Origin of the sequence: Actinomadura verrucosospora, from assembly GCF_039540335.1 — a bacterium.
Classification (GTDB): Bacteria; Actinomycetota; Actinomycetes; order Streptosporangiales; family Streptosporangiaceae; genus Spirillospora; species Spirillospora verrucosospora.
Genome location: NZ_BAABEV010000015.1, coordinates 80895 through 97982, shown reverse-complemented (window position 1 = coordinate 97982; position 17088 = coordinate 80895). Strand labels below are relative to the sequence as shown.

Annotated in this window: 17 protein-coding genes and 2 tRNA genes; 5 read left to right on the top strand and 14 right to left on the bottom strand. The window is 69.2% G+C overall.

The annotated features are described in order from the left end of the window. Nucleotides 1-2 precede the first annotated feature (2 nt). On the bottom strand, nucleotides 3-1424 hold the full coding sequence (locus ABD944_RS18485) for an amino acid permease (RefSeq protein ID WP_345178079.1): 1422 nt from the start codon (nucleotides 1422-1424) through the stop codon (nucleotides 3-5). Nucleotides 1425-1696: 272 nt separating this feature from the next. Between ABD944_RS18485 and ABD944_RS18480 the strand changes: the two genes are divergently transcribed. From ABD944_RS18480 to ABD944_RS18470, 3 genes are all read left to right on the top strand, one after another. Next, nucleotides 1697-1774: transfer RNA gene (locus ABD944_RS18480), tRNA-Asp, on the top strand. Between the two features lie 21 nt (nucleotides 1775-1795). Next, a tRNA-Phe gene (locus tag ABD944_RS18475) sits at nucleotides 1796-1869 on the top strand. A gap of 934 nt (nucleotides 1870-2803) precedes the next feature. Beyond that, nucleotides 2804-3721, top strand: coding sequence for an HNH endonuclease (locus tag ABD944_RS18470; RefSeq protein ID WP_345178077.1), 918 nt, complete (start codon nucleotides 2804-2806; stop codon nucleotides 3719-3721). A gap of 68 nt (nucleotides 3722-3789) precedes the next feature. Here the strand turns inward: ABD944_RS18470 and ABD944_RS18465 are convergent, their stop codons facing one another. The 13 genes from ABD944_RS18465 to ABD944_RS18405 all read right to left on the bottom strand — a co-directional run bounded on the left by ABD944_RS18465 (nucleotide 3790) and on the right by ABD944_RS18405 (nucleotide 14824). After that, complete coding sequence (locus tag ABD944_RS18465; RefSeq protein ID WP_345178075.1) at nucleotides 3790-5211, bottom strand: tyrosine-type recombinase/integrase; 1422 nt, start codon at nucleotides 5209-5211, stop codon at nucleotides 3790-3792. Continuing rightward, on the bottom strand, nucleotides 5211-5381 hold the full coding sequence (locus tag ABD944_RS18460) for a helix-turn-helix transcriptional regulator (protein WP_345178072.1): 171 nt from the start codon (nucleotides 5379-5381) through the stop codon (nucleotides 5211-5213). Before ABD944_RS18460 ends, ABD944_RS18465 begins: the two co-directional genes overlap by 1 nt. Nucleotides 5382-5444: 63 nt before the next feature. After that, nucleotides 5445-7034 (bottom strand): YfjI family protein, encoded by a 1590-nt coding sequence (locus ABD944_RS18455; RefSeq protein WP_345178069.1) that lies wholly within the window; start codon nucleotides 7032-7034, stop codon nucleotides 5445-5447. Continuing rightward, nucleotides 7031-7918 (bottom strand): bifunctional DNA primase/polymerase, encoded by an 888-nt coding sequence (locus tag ABD944_RS18450; protein ID WP_345178066.1) that lies wholly within the window; start codon nucleotides 7916-7918, stop codon nucleotides 7031-7033. Before ABD944_RS18450 ends, ABD944_RS18455 begins: the two co-directional genes overlap by 4 nt. Further along, nucleotides 7915-9045 carry a DNA cytosine methyltransferase gene (locus ABD944_RS18445; RefSeq protein WP_345178063.1) on the bottom strand — a complete coding sequence of 377 codons (1131 nt, stop codon included), beginning with the start codon at nucleotides 9043-9045 and terminating at the stop codon, nucleotides 7915-7917. The genes ABD944_RS18450 and ABD944_RS18445 overlap by 4 nt, the downstream gene beginning before the upstream one ends. Nucleotides 9046-9173: 128 nt before the next feature. After that, entirely contained in the window at nucleotides 9174-9443 is a 270-nt protein-coding gene (locus ABD944_RS18440) for a hypothetical protein (protein WP_345178060.1), read from the bottom strand. A gap of 157 nt (nucleotides 9444-9600) precedes the next feature. Further along, a complete protein-coding gene (locus ABD944_RS18435) occupies nucleotides 9601-11892 on the bottom strand; it encodes a cell division protein FtsK (RefSeq protein WP_345178058.1) in 2292 nt (763 codons plus the stop codon). Next, nucleotides 11889-13148, bottom strand: coding sequence for a DUF2637 domain-containing protein (locus ABD944_RS18430; RefSeq protein ID WP_345178057.1), 1260 nt, complete (start codon nucleotides 13146-13148; stop codon nucleotides 11889-11891). Before ABD944_RS18430 ends, ABD944_RS18435 begins: the two co-directional genes overlap by 4 nt. Then, complete coding sequence (locus ABD944_RS18425; RefSeq protein ID WP_345178054.1) at nucleotides 13145-13561, bottom strand: RRQRL motif-containing zinc-binding protein; 417 nt, start codon at nucleotides 13559-13561, stop codon at nucleotides 13145-13147. Before ABD944_RS18425 ends, ABD944_RS18430 begins: the two co-directional genes overlap by 4 nt. Beyond that, nucleotides 13558-13821 (bottom strand): hypothetical protein, encoded by a 264-nt coding sequence (locus tag ABD944_RS18420; protein WP_345178052.1) that lies wholly within the window; start codon nucleotides 13819-13821, stop codon nucleotides 13558-13560. Before ABD944_RS18420 ends, ABD944_RS18425 begins: the two co-directional genes overlap by 4 nt. After that, entirely contained in the window at nucleotides 13818-14231 is a 414-nt protein-coding gene (locus ABD944_RS18415) for a RapZ C-terminal domain-containing protein (RefSeq protein ID WP_345178051.1), read from the bottom strand. Before ABD944_RS18415 ends, ABD944_RS18420 begins: the two co-directional genes overlap by 4 nt. A gap of 2 nt (nucleotides 14232-14233) precedes the next feature. Further along, nucleotides 14234-14671 carry a WhiB family transcriptional regulator gene (locus tag ABD944_RS18410; protein ID WP_345178049.1) on the bottom strand — a complete coding sequence of 146 codons (438 nt, stop codon included), beginning with the start codon at nucleotides 14669-14671 and terminating at the stop codon, nucleotides 14234-14236. 6 nt (nucleotides 14672-14677) lie between these two features. Next, complete coding sequence (locus ABD944_RS18405; protein WP_179279241.1) at nucleotides 14678-14824, bottom strand: hypothetical protein; 147 nt, start codon at nucleotides 14822-14824, stop codon at nucleotides 14678-14680. A 167-nt stretch (nucleotides 14825-14991) separates the two neighbouring features. Here ABD944_RS18405 and ABD944_RS18400 point away from each other — a divergent pair, with 167 nt between their 5' ends. Continuing rightward, nucleotides 14992-15759 (top strand): GntR family transcriptional regulator, encoded by a 768-nt coding sequence (locus tag ABD944_RS18400; protein ID WP_345178045.1) that lies wholly within the window; start codon nucleotides 14992-14994, stop codon nucleotides 15757-15759. Nucleotides 15760-15777: 18 nt separating this feature from the next. Further along, nucleotides 15778-16938 (top strand): type III PLP-dependent enzyme, encoded by a 1161-nt coding sequence (locus ABD944_RS18395; protein WP_345178043.1) that lies wholly within the window; start codon nucleotides 15778-15780, stop codon nucleotides 16936-16938. The last annotated feature ends 150 nt before the right edge of the window (nucleotides 16939-17088 follow it).

Below are 17088 nucleotides of genomic sequence, written 5' to 3'. Positions count from 1 at the left end.
TATCAGGCGCTCGTGCTCTCCTCCGCGAGCGGGACGGGGACCCGCGCCTCCTGCGAGCCGCGCCGGACGAACGGCCAGCCGATCACGACCAGCGCCGCCCAGGCGGCCATCACGTACAGCGCGATCCGCGTGTCGGCCTCCCACGCGATCGTCACGGTGACGAAGGCGAAGAACGCCAGCACGGCCCAGTTCGTGTACGGCGCCCACGGCATCCGGTACGGCGCCTTGGGCAGCTCCCCGGCCGCCGACCGCCGCCGGTAGGCCATGTGCGCGAGCAGGATGACCGTCCACACCAGCAGGGCCCCACCGGTGGAGACCGAAGTGATGTACTCGAACGCCTTCTCCGGCACGACCGCGTTGACCACCACGCCGATCCCCATGACCAGCGCGGAGATGACGACGGTCAGCACGGGCACACCGCGCCCGTTGAGCCGTCCGAGCACCTTCGGCCCGTCCCCGTTCACACCGGCCGTCCGCAGCATCCGGGACGTCGAGTAGAGCCCGCCCGCGTTGCACGACGACAGCGCCGCCGTCAGCACCACGAAGTTGACGATGTCCGCCCCGCCCGGAATGCCGATCCGGTCGAACGCCAGCACGAACGGGCTCGCCCCGCCCTTGAACGCCGTCCACGGCACCACCGCGAGGATCACCAGCAGCGACCCCAGGTAGAACAGCGCGAACCGCACCGGCAGCGCGTTGATCGCCCGCGGGATGTTCTTCTCCGGGTCCTTGGCCTCGCTCGCCGTCACGCCCACCAGCTCGACGCCCAGGTAGGCGAACATCACCATCTGCAGCGTCATGATCGTGGCCCCGGCCCCCTCGGGGAACACGCCCCCGTGGTCCCACAGGTTCCCGACCCGCGCGGTGTCCCCGGCGTCGCTGAACCCGAACACCAGCACCCCGAGCCCGACCAGGATCATCATCACGATCGCCGCGACCTTGATCATCGCGAACCAGAACTCCAGCTCGCCGAAGAGCTTCACCGAGATCAGGTTCACCGTGAACAGCACCACCAGCGCCACCAGCGCCGTCTGCCACTGCTCGACGCCCGGCCACCACTTCTGGATGTACTTGCCGGCCGCGGTCAGCTCCGCCATCCCGGTCGTCACCCAGATGATCCAGTAGGTCCAGGTCGTGGCGTAACCCCAGAACGGCCCAAGGAACTCCCGGGCATACCCGGCGAACCCGCCCTCCGCCCGCCGGTACGTCAGCAGCTCGCCGAGCGCCCGCATGACGAAGAACAGCGCCAGCCCCGCCACCGCGTACGTCAGGATCAGGCTGGGCCCGGCCTTGGCGATGTTCTCCCCGGCGCCCAGGAACAGCCCGGTGCCGATCGTCCCGCCGATGGCCAGCATCTGGATCTGGCGGGTCCCAAGCCCGCGTTGGTAGTCCTCCGCGCTCTGGTCTGGGAGCTTCGCGACCACGCGGCCTCCTCTCTACAGCCGCCCCCGCAAGGGGGAACAGCGCCACCCTCCGATCACGCACCGTTGCGCAACTCGGACAGAGTAGGAGCCCCAAGCACAAACACGAAACACTCTTGTCCGCCCGGTTTCTCCCCGCCCGGATCGTCCCCTCACCCGCCCGGCGTAACCGAGTTGGCGACCCCCTCGGCCATCGCGTATGCTCTCGGACGTCGCCAAGCGCCGGGAACACCGGCCAAGACACCCCTCCAGAGCCGATAGGCTCGGAGACGCAAGGTCCTGTGGAGCAGTTAGGAGTGCTCGCCACCCTGTCAAGGTGGAGGCCGCGGGTTCAAATCCCGTCAGGACCGCCAGACGCACGCAACACGCGTCCTGGGCAGGTAGCTCAGTCGGTACGAGCGTCCGCCTGAAAAGCGGAAGGTCGGCGGTTCGACCCCGCCCCTGCCCACACTCACAAGCAGCAAAGAACGGCCCCTGATCAGCGCATACGCGGTCAGGGGCCGTTCTCGTCTGTCCGGCCGCGTCCGGCTGCCACCGGTGGCTTGCGACTGGTCGTGCGGAATACGTGCGGAACTCAGCCCCCGCAACACCGGCTCACTTCCCCCGGTCGCGTCACCTAGCCGGAAAACTTGGCGCCCCGCGCGTCGTGCACGGGGCGCCATCGTCGCCCTGCCGACTTGCCCAACCGTTGCTAGGGCTCAGCCGGGCCGCTGCCCTTCGGCTCCTGGCCCTCCTTGCCCTGGAGTACCTCCGCGCCGACGCCGACGAGCCATCGCCGGAGCCTCCCCGCAATGCGCTTGCAGCCGCGCGCTGCGTGAGGAGCGAAGGTTAGGGTGACCGCTGCCCAACCAAGCGGGGCTGGGACGGGCGGGACCGCTTCCAGGGCGAAGGCTGGCCCGACCTGGGCGGCTATAAGCGCGAACACGTGCACCTCCTATGGCATGACGTCGCCAGGTGCAGTTGCCGTCTCGCACTAAGTACCTGTACGTTGTAACTAGTTTAGTCAAGGTACATTCTGGGACTCGCGCGTTCGTTAGCGCATGTGCGAGGTCCTGCGACGAACGACTAGCCCGGGTGCGCGAACACCTGGGCTAGTCGTCGTTCTCATGCCGATCCGCGCCAGCATACATGGCCGATCCCGACTTCGCCCCTGACTAGCCGTTTCCAGCCCCTTGTCGATCATTCGCGCCGGGATCCACCTCTTCCTCGCCGCCTAGTCCTAACCAATCGCCTACGGGCTATGCAGTCCCCTCACACTGCCTCCGTCCTCCCTCGCAGAGGCGTTCCAACTGTCAGGAACGACTCTGGCTGTCAGAAGCAGTGGCTAGGTTGATCGGGAGGCAGTGCCATCGACAGAGAGGCAGGTCATGAGGGCCTGGTTGATGATCGCGGTGGACGAGCGCAAGCGCGCGGGTGACGGGTACGACGACGACCCTTCTCGCCACTACAGCTGGGACGAGCGGGTGCCGAACGCCACTGCGGTCGCGGTTGGTGACGTGATCGCTCTGTGGGACACCCACACTCTCCTCGGCCTGTCGGTCATCGAGGCCATCGAGGAGGGCCTGGGAAGAAAGGAACTGCGGGCCTGTCCAGCTTGTGGCAGAGCCGACGTTGCCCCACGCAAGACGATGTCCCCCGAATACAAATGCTGGAAGTGTGGAGACGATTTCGACCAGCCACTCATACGCGAAGTGGAGGTGAAGACCTACCGCAGCCGTCACGAAGCTGGCTGGATCGATCTGCGCGGCACTGTCTCCGCCGCTGAGCTTCGCCAGCTGTGCGAGAAGCCAAAATCACAATTGAGCTTGCGCCCGCTGCGATGGGAAGACTTTCGTGACCGGATAGAGACGGGCAAGAACCGCACTCCTCTAAAGATTCTAGATGAGACGCGGGAGGTCATCGCCGGCGGACATCGCAAGGCCTCAGTGCGGGTGCGGGTTGGGCAGCCCGCCTTTCGGGAGGCAATGCTCGCAACCTTTGGAGAAACTTGCGCTTTCACGGGTCCCGCTCCCGCCCAAGCTCTGGAAGCCGCCCACTTGTACAGCTACGCAGCCACTGGCAAGCACCACAAAGGTGGTGGATTCCTACTGCGCCGCGACATCCACCGTCTCTTTGATCTGGGACTAATCGCCTTCGATCCCGACGCTGAAACCATCGTCGTAGCACCCGACCTGACCAGCTACCCCTTCTACACTCAACTTAACGGCAGACCTCTCGCGATTACTGCTAACAACGAGCACCTGAAGTGGCTAACCAAACATTGGAACATGCATCGCGCTCTATATCGACATCACTCCTAACGGCGCTGCTGAAGAGAGCGGCTCTTGACCACGGATCCGTGGTCAAGAGCCGCTCTCAGCCGTGGAGGCTATGGACGGTCATCGTCAGCGTCCTGTAGTGCCTTTTCAATGCGCCGTTTTGCAGCCTCGTTCTGTCCTTCGATGCACTTGGCGTAGACGCGTAGCAGCACCTCGACACTGTGGCCGGCCCACTCAGCGATGTCGGCCGGCGGCACTCCCCCATTGAGCCAGGTGGACACGCAGGCGTGCCGAAGGTCGTAAACCCTCTTGGCGAGCGGTGAGGCGTACTCCGCGTCACTGAGTGCCGCTTGGCGGGCCGCGTCCCACGCGCGGCGGTAGGTGATGCTGGCCAGCTCGCCGCCGCGGATCCCCCAGAACAGGCGCCCGCCGGGGCCGGGACCAATTTCCCGCAGGTGGGCGCGCAGGATGCGGGTAAGCGGCGGTGGGGTCGGCACGCGGCGCCATGCGCCCTCGGCACGGCCCTTGAGCTGGCGCCGTTCCCGGTTGGCGCCATCGTCGGTCCAGTCGGTTCCGACTTCGGGACTGGCGGTGTTGAAGTGCAGTTCTCCCCAGCCGTCGGCGGGTTCCTGCCACTTCCGTGCGTCGTCGTCCCAGACCAGGGCGGGAAGCGTGACGTTCTCGACTCGGAGGTTCACGGCCTCTTCGGGGCGAAGCGCAGCGTAGTAGATGACGGCGAAGAACGCCATGAGGCGTTCCCCGCTTGGCCTCTGCCGGCGGACCGCTTCGAAGAGTCGACGCGCTTGAGCGTGATTGACCACAGAACGGCGGTCGACCTCGGCGGAACTCTTGCTCCGTGCCTTCCATTTCGTCGTCTTGATCGGATTGTTGGGCAGCACGCCGATTTCAACGGCGTACTCGCAGGCGTGGTGCAGGATCGCGCGGTTTCGCTGAACGGTGGACGGCGCGGCCGGCTTGCCGTCCAGGAGCGTGGCGGCGGCGTTGAGGAGTTCCCGGACGGCGGCGGGGTCGTTCAGCACGGACATGGGCTTGGTGTTGTTCTCGACCCAGCGCAGGACATCGGCTGCGTCCGGCGGGCACGAGGGGCGGTTCTTGGTGTTGAACGCCCACCGGCGAAGCGCGGTCCGGATGTGCTGGTCTTTCGGCTTGCCGCGGTCGGTGGCGAGCATCACGGGTGTGACGGTGACGAGTGCCCATGCCGTGTTTGCGCGGTGCTTGGCGGAGATGCCCTTCCATTTCATGTCCACGTAGGCGAGGCAGAACGCGTACCAGGACATATCTTTCCTGGCGCGTCCCCAACTCACCGGGTGGCCGGTGGCGAGGTCGAACGCCTCACCCTTGCGGGCGGCGGAGCGTAGTTCCGCCCGGAAGCTGTCGACCTGAGCCTTGACGCGGAAGGATTCGCGCCAGACCTGGGGACCGACCTTCCACCGGGCGGTGTAGGTGGTGACGTTCTTCCCCTTGTAGACCTCGGTCTTGTAGATACGGACGTCGTAGGTGATGTTCTGCATCAGGCGGCCACCTTCCTAGCTTCCCACCACGCGTTGAGGTCCTCACGACTGACTCGCAGTTCGCCATTCGGGATTTTGGAGCAATCCGGCGCGAGCCCCTTGGCGCGCCAGTCGTAGAAGGTGGATCGTGAAATCTTGATCTCAGCGCACACCTCGGCGAGGGTGAGCATCTCCTTTGGACGGATTGCCGTTTTCACAGGCGACCTCGCTACTTGGGTTGATCGGTCGGGTGGTCAGCGGGTTTCCGGCGGCGTGCTTGGTGGCTGTGCGGCGGTCCCACAGAGGTCGGGGTGTACGAGGTAGGTGGGTGAGGGTCGGCGGCCGGGGCCGGTGCGTTCGGGGTCGGGTAGGCGGCGGATCCAGCCGTGTTGCTCCAACAGGTCTAGGGGCGTCTCCAGGTCGGCGACTTTGGGGAACTTGGTGCGCGGCAGTTTGCTGAACAGTTGGCGGACGGTGAACCGGTCGGGCTTAGTGCGTTCGATCCACGCGTAAATGGCACGGGCGGCGTGCTGGTCGGGGTCGCTGCCCATGGCGTCGAATGTGGCGACAGCATGGGCGGTGAAGTACTCCCCCAGCCGAATGGCGGCGCGCATGGTGTCGGCCTCGATCGGGATGCGCCATCCGTCGTCAACGTGTGCGGCGAGGTGGAGCAGTCCGGCGATGCGGGCTACCGCGCCGACGTACTTGCCGGCCCAGTCGCCGAGGTGGCCGAGGTCGCCAGTTTCGGGATGCAGTCGGGGTTCAGTGCGGGTTTCGAGGGCGAGGAACTCGGCGTGCGCGTCCGGGGTGAGTTGTAGCCGGGCGGGGTCGTCCCAGTCGTACAGGGCGTTAACGAGGTTCTGTAGCTCGGTGTCGTAGCGGGAGACGACTTCGGCGGCCGGGGCCGGCGGATTGATGCGGCGGCGGCCGATGTTGCTTTCCGGGAGGGCGTACAGCAGTCGTCCGAGCAACCCCTTGCCGCGGAATCCCGGCATCTTGGCGATGTCGGTGATGACCTCGGGCTGGATGGCCAGTCCGAGGGTGAGGGCGGCGTGTTCGACGTGTTCGGTAGGGCGGCCTTGCCGGTCAACACGCAGCATGTCGCCGGCGTGGCCTTTGAGGAACACCTCCATGTTGGGGGTTGAGGAGTAGCGGCCGGCGACGGTAGCGAAGATGCCGCCCTCGGCGGACAGCACGGCCAGCCGTCCGCCTTGTTCAGCCAGCAGGGATGCGGCCTTCTCTGGGGTGATGTCGTCGGCGACCAGTCGCGGCAGGACCGGCACCTTGATGGCCTCTACTGCCATGGCAGCGTCGGTGGCGTCGGCGAGCTTGTCAGGGTCGCCGCCGGGCGTGCCGGATCCGGCGGCGATGCCGGCGGCCTTCTCGGCGGCGGCCTTGGCCACGCGCCGCGCCAACTCGGCCTCGACGATGCGGGGTTGAGTGCGTTCGGCCAGGTGGCGTTCGGCGTTGAGCAGGGGTTGGGTCATGGCGCGGAACACCGCAGATTTACGGGATCCGGGCGGCATCGCCACCACGGTGAAGATGTTCACCGGCTCGACCCATGTGCCGCGGACGTTGACGATGGCGCGGCCACCGGCGGCGGTCGACAGCGCGGCCAGCGCGAGACAGCCGGCGAGGTCGAGGGGGGTTTGGGTGAACTCGGCGACCGCGGTCACCTGCGCACCGACCCAGCCGGGAAGCGCGTCAGCGGGGAAGGCGGGCAAGCGTTGCCGGGCGCCGAGGGGCACCGGCGGCTCCCACGTGGGCGCGGCGGGCTGGCCGTGAAGTTCGGCCAGCCGGGCGCCGGCGCCCACAGCGGCGAGGATGTTGTCAGCAGCGGTCACGCGGCCCTCCCGCGGGGTGTGCGGGCGCCGGCGCGCATCCCGCTGGCGATCGTCGCCTCGCATTCGCGCGGGGTGAGTCCGATTGTGAGACCGGCGGCGGTGAGGCAGTCGACCACGAGCGCGGCGGGCAGCATCCCGCCGGCGGCGAGCTGGCCGAGGGCGAACGCGGCGGCGTTAAGCGTGTGGTTGCGAGCGCCGGGGCGGGAGTCGAGGACGTGTTGCACCTCGGCGCGCAGAGCAGCGCCGGCGTATCCGGCGGCGTGCCGCTGGTCGAGGTCGGGCATCATCGGCGCCGGCGCGGCAGGGTGGTCGGGTGTGGTGAGCACGTCGGCCAGCCATCCGGGGAGCGGCGCCGGCGCGGTGTCGTACACCGTCACGTAAGCGCCGCCGGTGGCGAGGGTGCTGCCCGCGGCCACCACGTAGCCACCGTGCGCCCGGGTGTCGACCAGCCATCCCAACCGGCCGGCGGTGTTGCGCAGCCGGACGCCGGGCGGGGCGGTGAAGTACAGGTGCATCCCGCCGGACGCGGTACGCACCGTGTGCGTCTCCCATGGGAAGGGTTGGCCGTGCCGCTCGCAGAGCGCGGCGAGAACATCGGCGCCGTCGTTGATCCCTGGCATGTCCCAATCGAGCGGCGGGATCTCGCCGGGCTTGGGCTGGTCGAGATCGACCACGACCAGATTCGACGGGCCACAGGCGATCCCGATGTTGTAGGGCGCGTGATGCCAGCACTGCCAGATGCGTGCTCGGTCGGTCGAGGTAGCGCGGCCTTCCCAGTCGTTGCGCAGCGCGGGCCGCTTATCGCCGGGCCGCAGCGGGAACACGTGCCAGCCGCGGCCGGCGTGGGCGAGCGCGGTCACCATAAGTCCGGGGCCGTCGGTCATGCCGCCTTCCCCTCGTTCGGCGTGCGGTCGGCGGTCAGGCGGGCGAACAGGTCGGCCAGGGCGGCGGCACCTTGGGCGGGGACGACGCCGTTGCCGAGCAGGGTGAGCTGTTGGTTGCGGGACAGTCCGGGGACGTCGGTGACCCATCCGTCCGGGAGGCCCATGAGCCATTCGACGAAGCCAGGGCTCAGGCGGTCGGCGCCGTGACGTCCGGTGGGTTCAGTGGGATGAGGAGCTGTTCGGCCGATGAGGTACTCCCACCGGGCGATTGCGGGGGCGTAGCAGCCCCAATGCGTGCCGCCACTGACCACAGGTTCGCGTCGTCCAGCGTCCCCGGTCCCCGGTCGTCGGCCGCGTGCTTCGCCGCCTGCGCGGTCGGCGTCGGCAGCAGCATCACGGCCGATGGGAGCATCAGGTCGCCCTTGCTGCCCCGCTGGTTCGGGCCGCCCTTGGTGCCGTCCGTCGCGCGGGGGGTCGGCAGCAGCATCACAGCGGTTCCCAGGTCCGGGCCGCTCCTCCCGTGGGTTCCGGGGGCGTTGGTGTCGGCGGCGCGCGGGGTCGGCGACAGCGCCGGCGGGGCTGGCCGCGGGGTCGGTGGCGAGCAGGATCCAGCGGTTGCGGGCGTGCGGTGCGCCGACGTCGGACGCGCGTAGACACGTCCATTCCGCAGTGAGCCCGAGGGTGGCAAGGTCGGACAGGACGACGTCGAGTCCGGGACGCCTGGCAACGATGGCTGCGACGTTCTCCAGGACGAGGTAGCGGGGTCGTAGGACGCCCACGGCGTCGGCGATGACGTGCCAGAGTCCACTACGGGTCCCTTCGCGGATACCGGCACCACGGCCGGCGTAGGACAGGTCTTGGCAGGGGAACCCGGCGCACAGCACGTCGACGCGCGGCACCTGGCCGAAGTCGACGGCGGCCAGGTCGCCGAGGTTGGGCACACCGGGGAACCGGTGGGCGAGCACAGCGGCGGCGCCGGGCGCGGGGTCGGCGACCCACACCGGTGCCACGTCGAGCACCTCGGCGACGGCCAGGTCCAACCCGCCGTAGCCCGAGCACAGCGACCCAAGGGGCAACCGGGTGCCGCATCCGGCCGTGGCCGGGACGCTGCGGGCGGGGTGCGTCATGATGGGTGTACCTCCTTCTAGGGGCCTCGTTGAGGTCCGTGATCGGTCGGAGGGGGCGGCCCTCGGCGGCGTGCTTGGTGGCTTGTGCGCCGGGGGCCGCTTTTGCGCCCTCCTGATGAGCTGGCTGACTATCGGCGCTTGCGGTCGATGTTCTTGAGGTGGGTCCAGATACGGCGGCCGGCGCGTAGTTGCGCACCGCGGCCTCCGCAGCGGTTGCAGTAGCGCCAGGCGCGGCCGGACGGGGAGCGGAACCGGCCGGCGCCGTCGCATTTGCGGCACGCCCGATACGGCCAGATCACGCAGTGGAGCAGGTAGCCGACGGCGGCGAGGATGGCGAGCAGCAGCCACATGCCGGACGGGTTGGCGGTGTGGGTAGCAGCGGCGGTCAGCAGGGGCACGACAGCCCTCCTAGGGCACTGTGCTGCGGGTTTAGGGCGTGCGGGGTCTACGCGCTACGGCGCTGGTCATGATCGGTTTGAGGGTCTACAAGGGGGGTCTACGGGTAGCGGGGTGACCGGCTACCCGTAGACCAGGTTCGGCGGCGCCGGCGGGCGGTCAGCGGCCGGGGTCGGCGGCGTTGTCGAGGGCGTCGAGGATGTGTGCGCGGACGATGCCGCGGCTGTTCTCACGCTCGCCGTTTGATGCTGTCCGATTCACTTGGACGGTGCGGATGCCGTGCGGCTTGAGCGCGGCGGCCAGCGTGGTGGCCTTGGCGGTCTTGTGTTCGGCGTCGCTGGCACCCTCGGGCCGGGCGGCCCACGGGCCGTACGCCGCAGGACGCAGCTCGGCGAGGCGATCCACGATGACGTGGGACCAGATCTTGTCTTCGGCGTCGGTGGTGACACTGGCGATGTCGGTCAGCAGAGTGGCGCCGTCGTCACTGGTGTCGGCGGTGTCGAGGTCGACGCCGGCGGCGTAGCCGGTCAGGTAGCCGGTCGCGGCGCGCATCGCGCGGGCGCGAAGCGCGATGGTCTCGGCGGCGGGCGCGTCGATGTACATCGACCGGACGATGCGGGCGGCGTCGCCCTCGCCGCGTAGGTAGCAGATGCCCTTGTCGTTGAGGCTGAACATGGTGGCCTTCAACCCCGTCTTGTGCGCCGAGGTGCCCAGGATCAGGTCGTTGGCGGTGTGGTCCATGACCTTCAGACAGATCCTCATGCCAGCAACGCCGGAGATGGGGGTGGGGATGGCGGCCTTGTCGGGCCGCTGGGTGGCCAGGATCAGCACGATGCCGGTCGCCGGGCCGCGCTTGGCCAGGTCGGTGCAGATCTCCTCGAACTCGGCGCCGTGCTTCTTGTGCTCGAACCACACTTGGCACTCGTCCACCGCGATGACGATCGGGTGCAGCCCAAGTGACTTGTCCGACGCCAGTTCGGTGGTGACCTTGTTTTCCGGGCAGCGGTCCTTGGGCAGCTCCCGAATGACCTTGGTGCGGCGCCGCATCTCCTTGCGCAACCCGCGCATGTCGGTCAGCGCATAGGTGATGTCTTCGTCGTCGTCGCCGGCGCGGTAGGCGTGCGCGACCGGTTCCAGGGCCGACAGGTCACCGGTGCCCTTCAGGTCGTACAGGTGCAGTTCGGCGCGTACGTCAAGGGCAGCGATCAGGGCCAGCAGACGCAGGATGAACGTCTTGCCCATACGCGGGATCGCACCAATGATCACCGAGACGAACATCAGGGTGACGTCCATGAACCGGCCGCGCTGGTCGGTGCCAAACGGGGCGGGGGCGAACAGGTCGACCTTGCCGGCATTGGCCAGCGGCCACGCGGGTTGCTTGGCCTTGGCCATGGGTCGGTCACCGACCCACAGCACCAGGCGGCCGGCGTGCTCTTCCTCCTCGCCGGCTTCCGGCCACACGCACCCGATCGGGCGCCGCAGCCCAGACGCCAGTTCCTTGCGCTTCTCCATGATGGCGTCGGCGGTGACACCGTGCGGAAGGTCGATGTCGGAGCGCCAGCCGGGGCCGTCGCGGGTGATCGGTGCCGGGAAGGCGATGCCCTCGCCGCCCTTGCCGATCGCACGGTTGATCTCGGCGATGCCCAGCGACGCCAGCGCCCGCACCACCACCTCGCTCGTGAGCTTGGGCGCCTTGTTCGCGGTCACCGCGGTGTCGAGGATGCGCTTGTCCTTGGGGGTACCAATCCACCCCAGCACCGCCACCAGCGCGGCCAGCACCACGGTTTGCGTCAGCCCACCGGCGGCCGATACCGCGGCGGCGGCCAACCCCGTACCGGCCAGACCAGCGCCGGTGACGAACAACCGAGACCGGACGCGGTCGTTACGCTCGCTCATCAGCTTCAAGAACATCTCGTCCTTGTTGCGGTCGATGGCGTGCGTGCGCAGCGGGCGCGACTCGATGTCGTAGGTCCACCGCCACGTTCCCGCGGCCACTCGGTACAGCCCTCGCGGTGACCGCAGCGCCAGCCGCAGCGAGTACAGCGGGATCCGGGCGGCGTGGTAACCGGTGATGTGACCGGCGTACCCGACCGCCCACCGGATCGTCGCCTCAGCCTCGCCACGGTCACGCAGCCACGGCGCGATGATCGGGCGACGCTTGGCGCTCTCGCCGGCCAGCCGGCGGGCGCGCGCGTCCGGGCGGTAGGTGTCCGGGCTGTCGACAAGGACGCGGCCCTCAATCGCCTCGCCGTCGTCCCCGTCCCCGTCCCCGTTCCCGTCGCCGGGGTCGCCGAACGGCAAGGGGCGCGGCGGGTCGGTCGGCGGGAGACCGGCGCCGGTGCCGCCGGGCGCGGTGGGCGGGGTGTCGAGGGCGGGCGCCAGGTCGGCGGTGTGGTCGGCGTGCTGGACGGGCAGGCGGACGACCTCGCCCATGGCCTTGGCGAAGCTCATGATGCGTTCTCTCCCTCGGCGGACGGCGCCGCGGCGGGCGGACTGTCGGTGGGGGCTTCGGTCTTGAGGCGGGCCAGCAGGGCGCCGACGCGGGCATTGCCGGCGGTCTGTCCGGCGGCGCGCAGTCGAGCAGCCAGGGTGTTGCGGGTCAGGGGTTCGTCAGCGGCGTCGAGGTCGGCGGCGATGCGCCAGCCCAGCGGCATGAGGTCGTCCACGTCCGGCGGCGGGGTCTTGGCGGCCTTACGGGCGCGGGACCGTCCACCCTTTCCGGTGGTGGACCGGGCCGCGCCGGTCCGCTTGCGCGGCGTGGACGGCGCGTTGGACGGTCCGGCGGTCGGCGGGGTGCGCGGTTCGGACTCCAGCGCCGGACGGTCCACCTCGGCGACGCCCAGACGGTCCACCACCTGGCGAGCGGACGGGGCGGCGGTCACCTCGGCGGCCGGTCCACCCGTCTCGGGGGCGGGGGCGAGGTCGCCGAGTCGGTACAGGGCGCGGACGCGGCGGGGTGCGCGGCGGCGCCATGCCCACCGGCCGTAGGTGTCCTGTAGGTCGGTCAGGGCGAGCACGCGGGCGCGCTCACGGCTCAGGGCATCGGGGTAGGAGCGGATCTCCCACAGCACCATCCGGCGCCACAGCTTCATGGTGGGCCAGGGGGCGAGGATCCACCGCGAGGCGCGGATCCCGTCCATGCGGGTTCCGGCGGCGATGCCGGCGCGGATCCGGATCACGTGCGCGGCGATCTCCACCGCGCACACCCACAGCGCCGGCAGCACCGCGTGCGCGATGCGGCCGAACACCGTCGACTCCTCGGCCACGTTCAGATAGACCGTCGCGGCGGTCAGCGCCCACGGGATGAACCGCAGCCACCGAACCCGCATGTCCAGCCGGGCAAGGACGATGTCGAGCGCGGCGAAGATGCCAATGCCCAGGTCGATGCCGAGCGGCACCGACCACGCCAAGCCCCCGAACGACGGGCGGGCGGCGTCGGCGACCGCGGCGAAGCTGTTGACGAATCCGAGCAGTCCGAGCACGCCCACCAGCGCGGCGACCACTGCGACCGCGGTGAACTCGTTGCTGGAGAGCGCACGTCCCTGCGAAGCTGCGTCCTCGGCGCGGTCGGGCGTGGTCCTCGGCGTGCTGAGCGAGGTGTCGTTGGGGTTCGTGATCGGTCGGAGCAGGGCGGTCGACTCGGCGGCGTGCGGGTTGGTGGCCTGTGCGCCGAGGGCCGCCGCAATGTGGAGCGGCGAAGCGGTCATGCTGCGTGCCTCCCTTCCAGGGGGGTACGGGTCGAGGTCACTCCGTCGGCACAGTCCAGACAGGTGCCGAGGTGGCGGGGCAGGACGTAACCGGCGTCACGCCCGCAGTCGGGGCAGCGCCGTCGGGCGGCCAGCGCCTTGCCGAGGGCCTCGCGCTGCCGGTCGGTCGGAACGCGCTTGTGCAGCGCCAGACGCACGTCGTACAGATACGCGGCGCGCACCCCCTTCCGGTAGCGGCGGGAGTTCCACAGCACCTGTCCGACGACCGGCTGACCGCCCGGACGCAGCCCACGCGCGGCGAGCTGGCGGAAGGTCAGCAGGTGCGGCGGCGCCATGCGCCACGGCCACGTGGGGATCCCGAAACGGGCGCCGGTCGGGTCGAAGAACCGCGCGAAGCTACGGCGGCGGGTCATGACGCCACACCCCCCGCACGACTCGTGGCGTAGGCGGGTCGCTGCACCGTGACGAGATACCAACCGCCCTCGCTCAGCGACCGGTAGGCCAGCCGCACGCCGACCACCGTCACCCCGAGCACCGCCACCGCGGTGAGGACGAACGTCGGCACGGGGTGCGCGACCAGCAGCACCGCGCCGGCGACGGCGAGGCGGACCGGGGACAGGCACAGCCACCCCGCCATGGCGAGTACGGCCAGCAGGAGAATCACGGCGGTCATCGCTGCACCACCGCTTTGGCGATGTCGCGGTGCGCGAGCGTCACCGGGACGTCGAGGTCGGCCAGCATCGCGGCGAGAACGCTGCCCACAGTGGCGGCGCGGTGGCGGCCGCCGGCGCAGCCGACAGCGACCATGACCGGACCGGCGGACGGGCCGGACAAGTAGGCCAACACCGCAGCGCCGGTCGCGTCGATCAGCGGCCGGATACCGGCCGTGGCCAGCACCGCGGCGCGGACCTCGGCGTCGCGGGCGGTCAGGTCGCGCAGGCCGCGCACGGCGTGCGGGTCACGAAAGTGGTGGCGCAGGTCGAGGACGATGTGCGCGCCGGCGGGCGGGTCCCCGTGCAGGTACCCGAACGTGGTGACCTGCACCTCGGCGCGTCCCGTCTCGGCGGGCGTGGTGGTCGTCACGGTCAGGCCACCTCGTTCAGGTCGAGGTCGGACAGGTCGGAGTCGGTGGCGTCGATCAGGTCGGCAAGGATGGCGAGTTCAGCCGCGGTGAAACCGGCCCACACTCCGGACTCGGGGCGGTTCCGGATCGCCAGCTCCAAGCACGCGCTCTGCAGCGGGCAGGTCTGGCACACCTCGGCGGCGACCAGCTCACGGGCCGCGCGCTCGTCGGGCGTCTCCTCGGCGTTCGGGCCGGTGTGCAACTCGGGGTCGAACCGGCACTGTGCGCCGGTGATGGGCATTCCGCGCAGGTCGAGACCGGCCAGCGCAGTGAAGGGGGACAGATGACGGGACACGGGCACCTCGTTCGAGTGAGTGATCGGTTTGATGGCGCGGCCCTCGGCGGCGGGCTTGGTGGCTTGTGCGCCGAGGGCGAGCGCATGCGAGCGGTAAGCGGTCATCGCTGGTTAGCCCAGCGATCCGGAGAAGGTGGTGATCGCGTGGATCACCTGGTTGACCAGTTCGGCGGCCTTCTCGGGGTTGTTGATCGCGAAGATCGCGACCGCGATGCCGGCGAGCCACTGCGGGATGCTGCTGGACTTCTGCGGAATCACGAGACGACTCCTGACGTTGAAGATACGTCAAACGTTTGTCGTTTGACGTGAGCCAGAGTGCGCCCAGAACGGCACGACTGTCAAGACACGCCAGTCGTTTGGCGTTTGGCGTTTCGTCTGGTTAGGTGGATCTAAGCAGCACCCAGACAGCAGAAAGGGGCAGGTAGATGCCCAACTCAGAGCGCCACGGCTTCCGCGAGATCGCCGCGAAAATCCGCGAAGAGATCACCGAGGGGACGTACCCGACGGGGTCCGTCCTCCCCGCCGAACCAGAGCTGGCGGACCGCTACGGCGCCTCCCGCAGCTTGGTGAACCGGGCCATGCAGATGCTCGCGGCCGAGGGCATCGTGCGGCCCCGTCAGGGACGCGGAACCATGGTCACGTGGCTACCGCCCATGCTTCACTCGCCGGCGCGGTACGACCGCGCGCAGCGCGAGAACAACGGCGCCCGCGGCGCGTTCGACGCCGAAGTGCGAGCGCGCGGCCTGGAGCCTCAACACGAGATCACCACCGAGCACGCCGAACCGCCGGCGCGCGTCGCCGAGCTGCTCGACCTCCCCGCCGGCGAGGTGAACTGTCTTGTCCGGCGCCGGCGCCTGCTGGCCAGCGGCATCCCCGTCCGGCTGAACGCCAGTTGGTTCCCGCTGGAAATCGCCGGCGGGACAGTCCTGGAGGAGGAGGGGCCGGTCATCGTGGGCGGGGTCAAGAGCGCTCTCGGCGAACTCGGCTACCCGCAGGTCACGGCACGCGAGGAGATCACGCCCAGTCGGCTGCCCACCGACACCGAAGCGCGCGCGCTGGAAATCAGCCCGGAACGTACCGTGGTGGAGATAACCCACGTGGGCATGACCGCCGAGGGCCGCGCCGTCGAGGTCACGATCTCTGTCGCCCCCGCTCACTACCTCACGGCCCAGTACGAGTTCCCGCTCGCCTGACACCCGGAGACCACACCCATGATCACGCGACTCGTCGAAGACCACGCCCGGACGCTCGCCGCAGACGCGCACCTACCCGCGTTCGTCTACGACCTGGCCGCACTCCGGGGCCACGCAGCCGAGGTCAAAGCGGCACTCTCGGCACCGGGCGCGCCGGAGATCTTCTATGCCGCCAAAGCCAATCCGGACGCCCCGATCCTGCGTGCGCTCGCCCCGTACGTCGATGGCATCGAGGTCGCGTCCGGCGGCGAGCTGGCGCACGTGCGCGAGGCCTTGCCGGACGCTCGGTTGGCGTTCGGCGGCCCCGGCAAGACCGATGACGAACTCGAACTGGCGCTCAACCTCGGCGTCGAGCGGATCCACGTCGAGAGCCCGTACGAGCTGTCTCGCCTCGCACGCATCGCCGAGACGGCGGGACGTGAGGTCGACATCCTTCTACGGGTCAACCTCGCCGGCGACCGCAGCGGCGTCGCACTGGCCATGAGCGGCCCGTTCGGCATGGACCCCGAACTCATGGACTCCTGTACCGACATTCTGACCGCCTCTCCGCGCGTGCGCCTACGCGGAATCCACGCACACCTAGCTTCCGGCCTGGACGCGGCCGCCATGACGGCCCAGTCCGCGGAGATCCTCGCGTGGGGCCGTGCATGGCTCGACGGGATCGGTCACACCGGGCCGCGTGAGTTCAACCTCGGCGGCGGCATGGCGGTCGACTACAGCACACCCGACACCCGATTCGACTGGAAGCAGTACGGTGCCGAGGTCGCCGCCCTCGCCCAGCCTGGCGAGACACTGCGCATCGAGCCGGGCCGCTCCATCAGCGTCTATGCCGGCTGGTACGTAACCGAGGTCCTCGACGTAAAGAAGGCATACGGCCAGTGGTATGCCGTCCTACGCGGCGGAACCATGCACATCCGGACGCCGGTCACCAAGCAGCACAACCACCCGTCCGACGTCCTCGCCCTCGACAGCGATGGGCCTGCGGTCGCCAATGAGCCGGTGACTCTCGTCGGCCAACTCTGCACACCAAAGGACGTCTTCGCACGCGACGTCCCCGCGAACCGCATCGCAGTTGGCGACCTGGTTGCCTTCTCCATGGCCGGCGCGTACGCATGGAACATCTCTCACCACGACTTCCTCATGCACCCAAAGCCCACGTTCCACTATCTGGGCCGCTAACAAGGCGACACCCTTCCAGTTCACCGAGAAGCTTCGGCCGATCCCGATCGGCCGAAGCTTCTCGTGTCCGCACTTGTACCCGAATCGGCGGCCGAATCCGGCCGTTTCGCAGCACACCAGGTCAAGGCAGGCCTACGCTTCTAAGCTGGA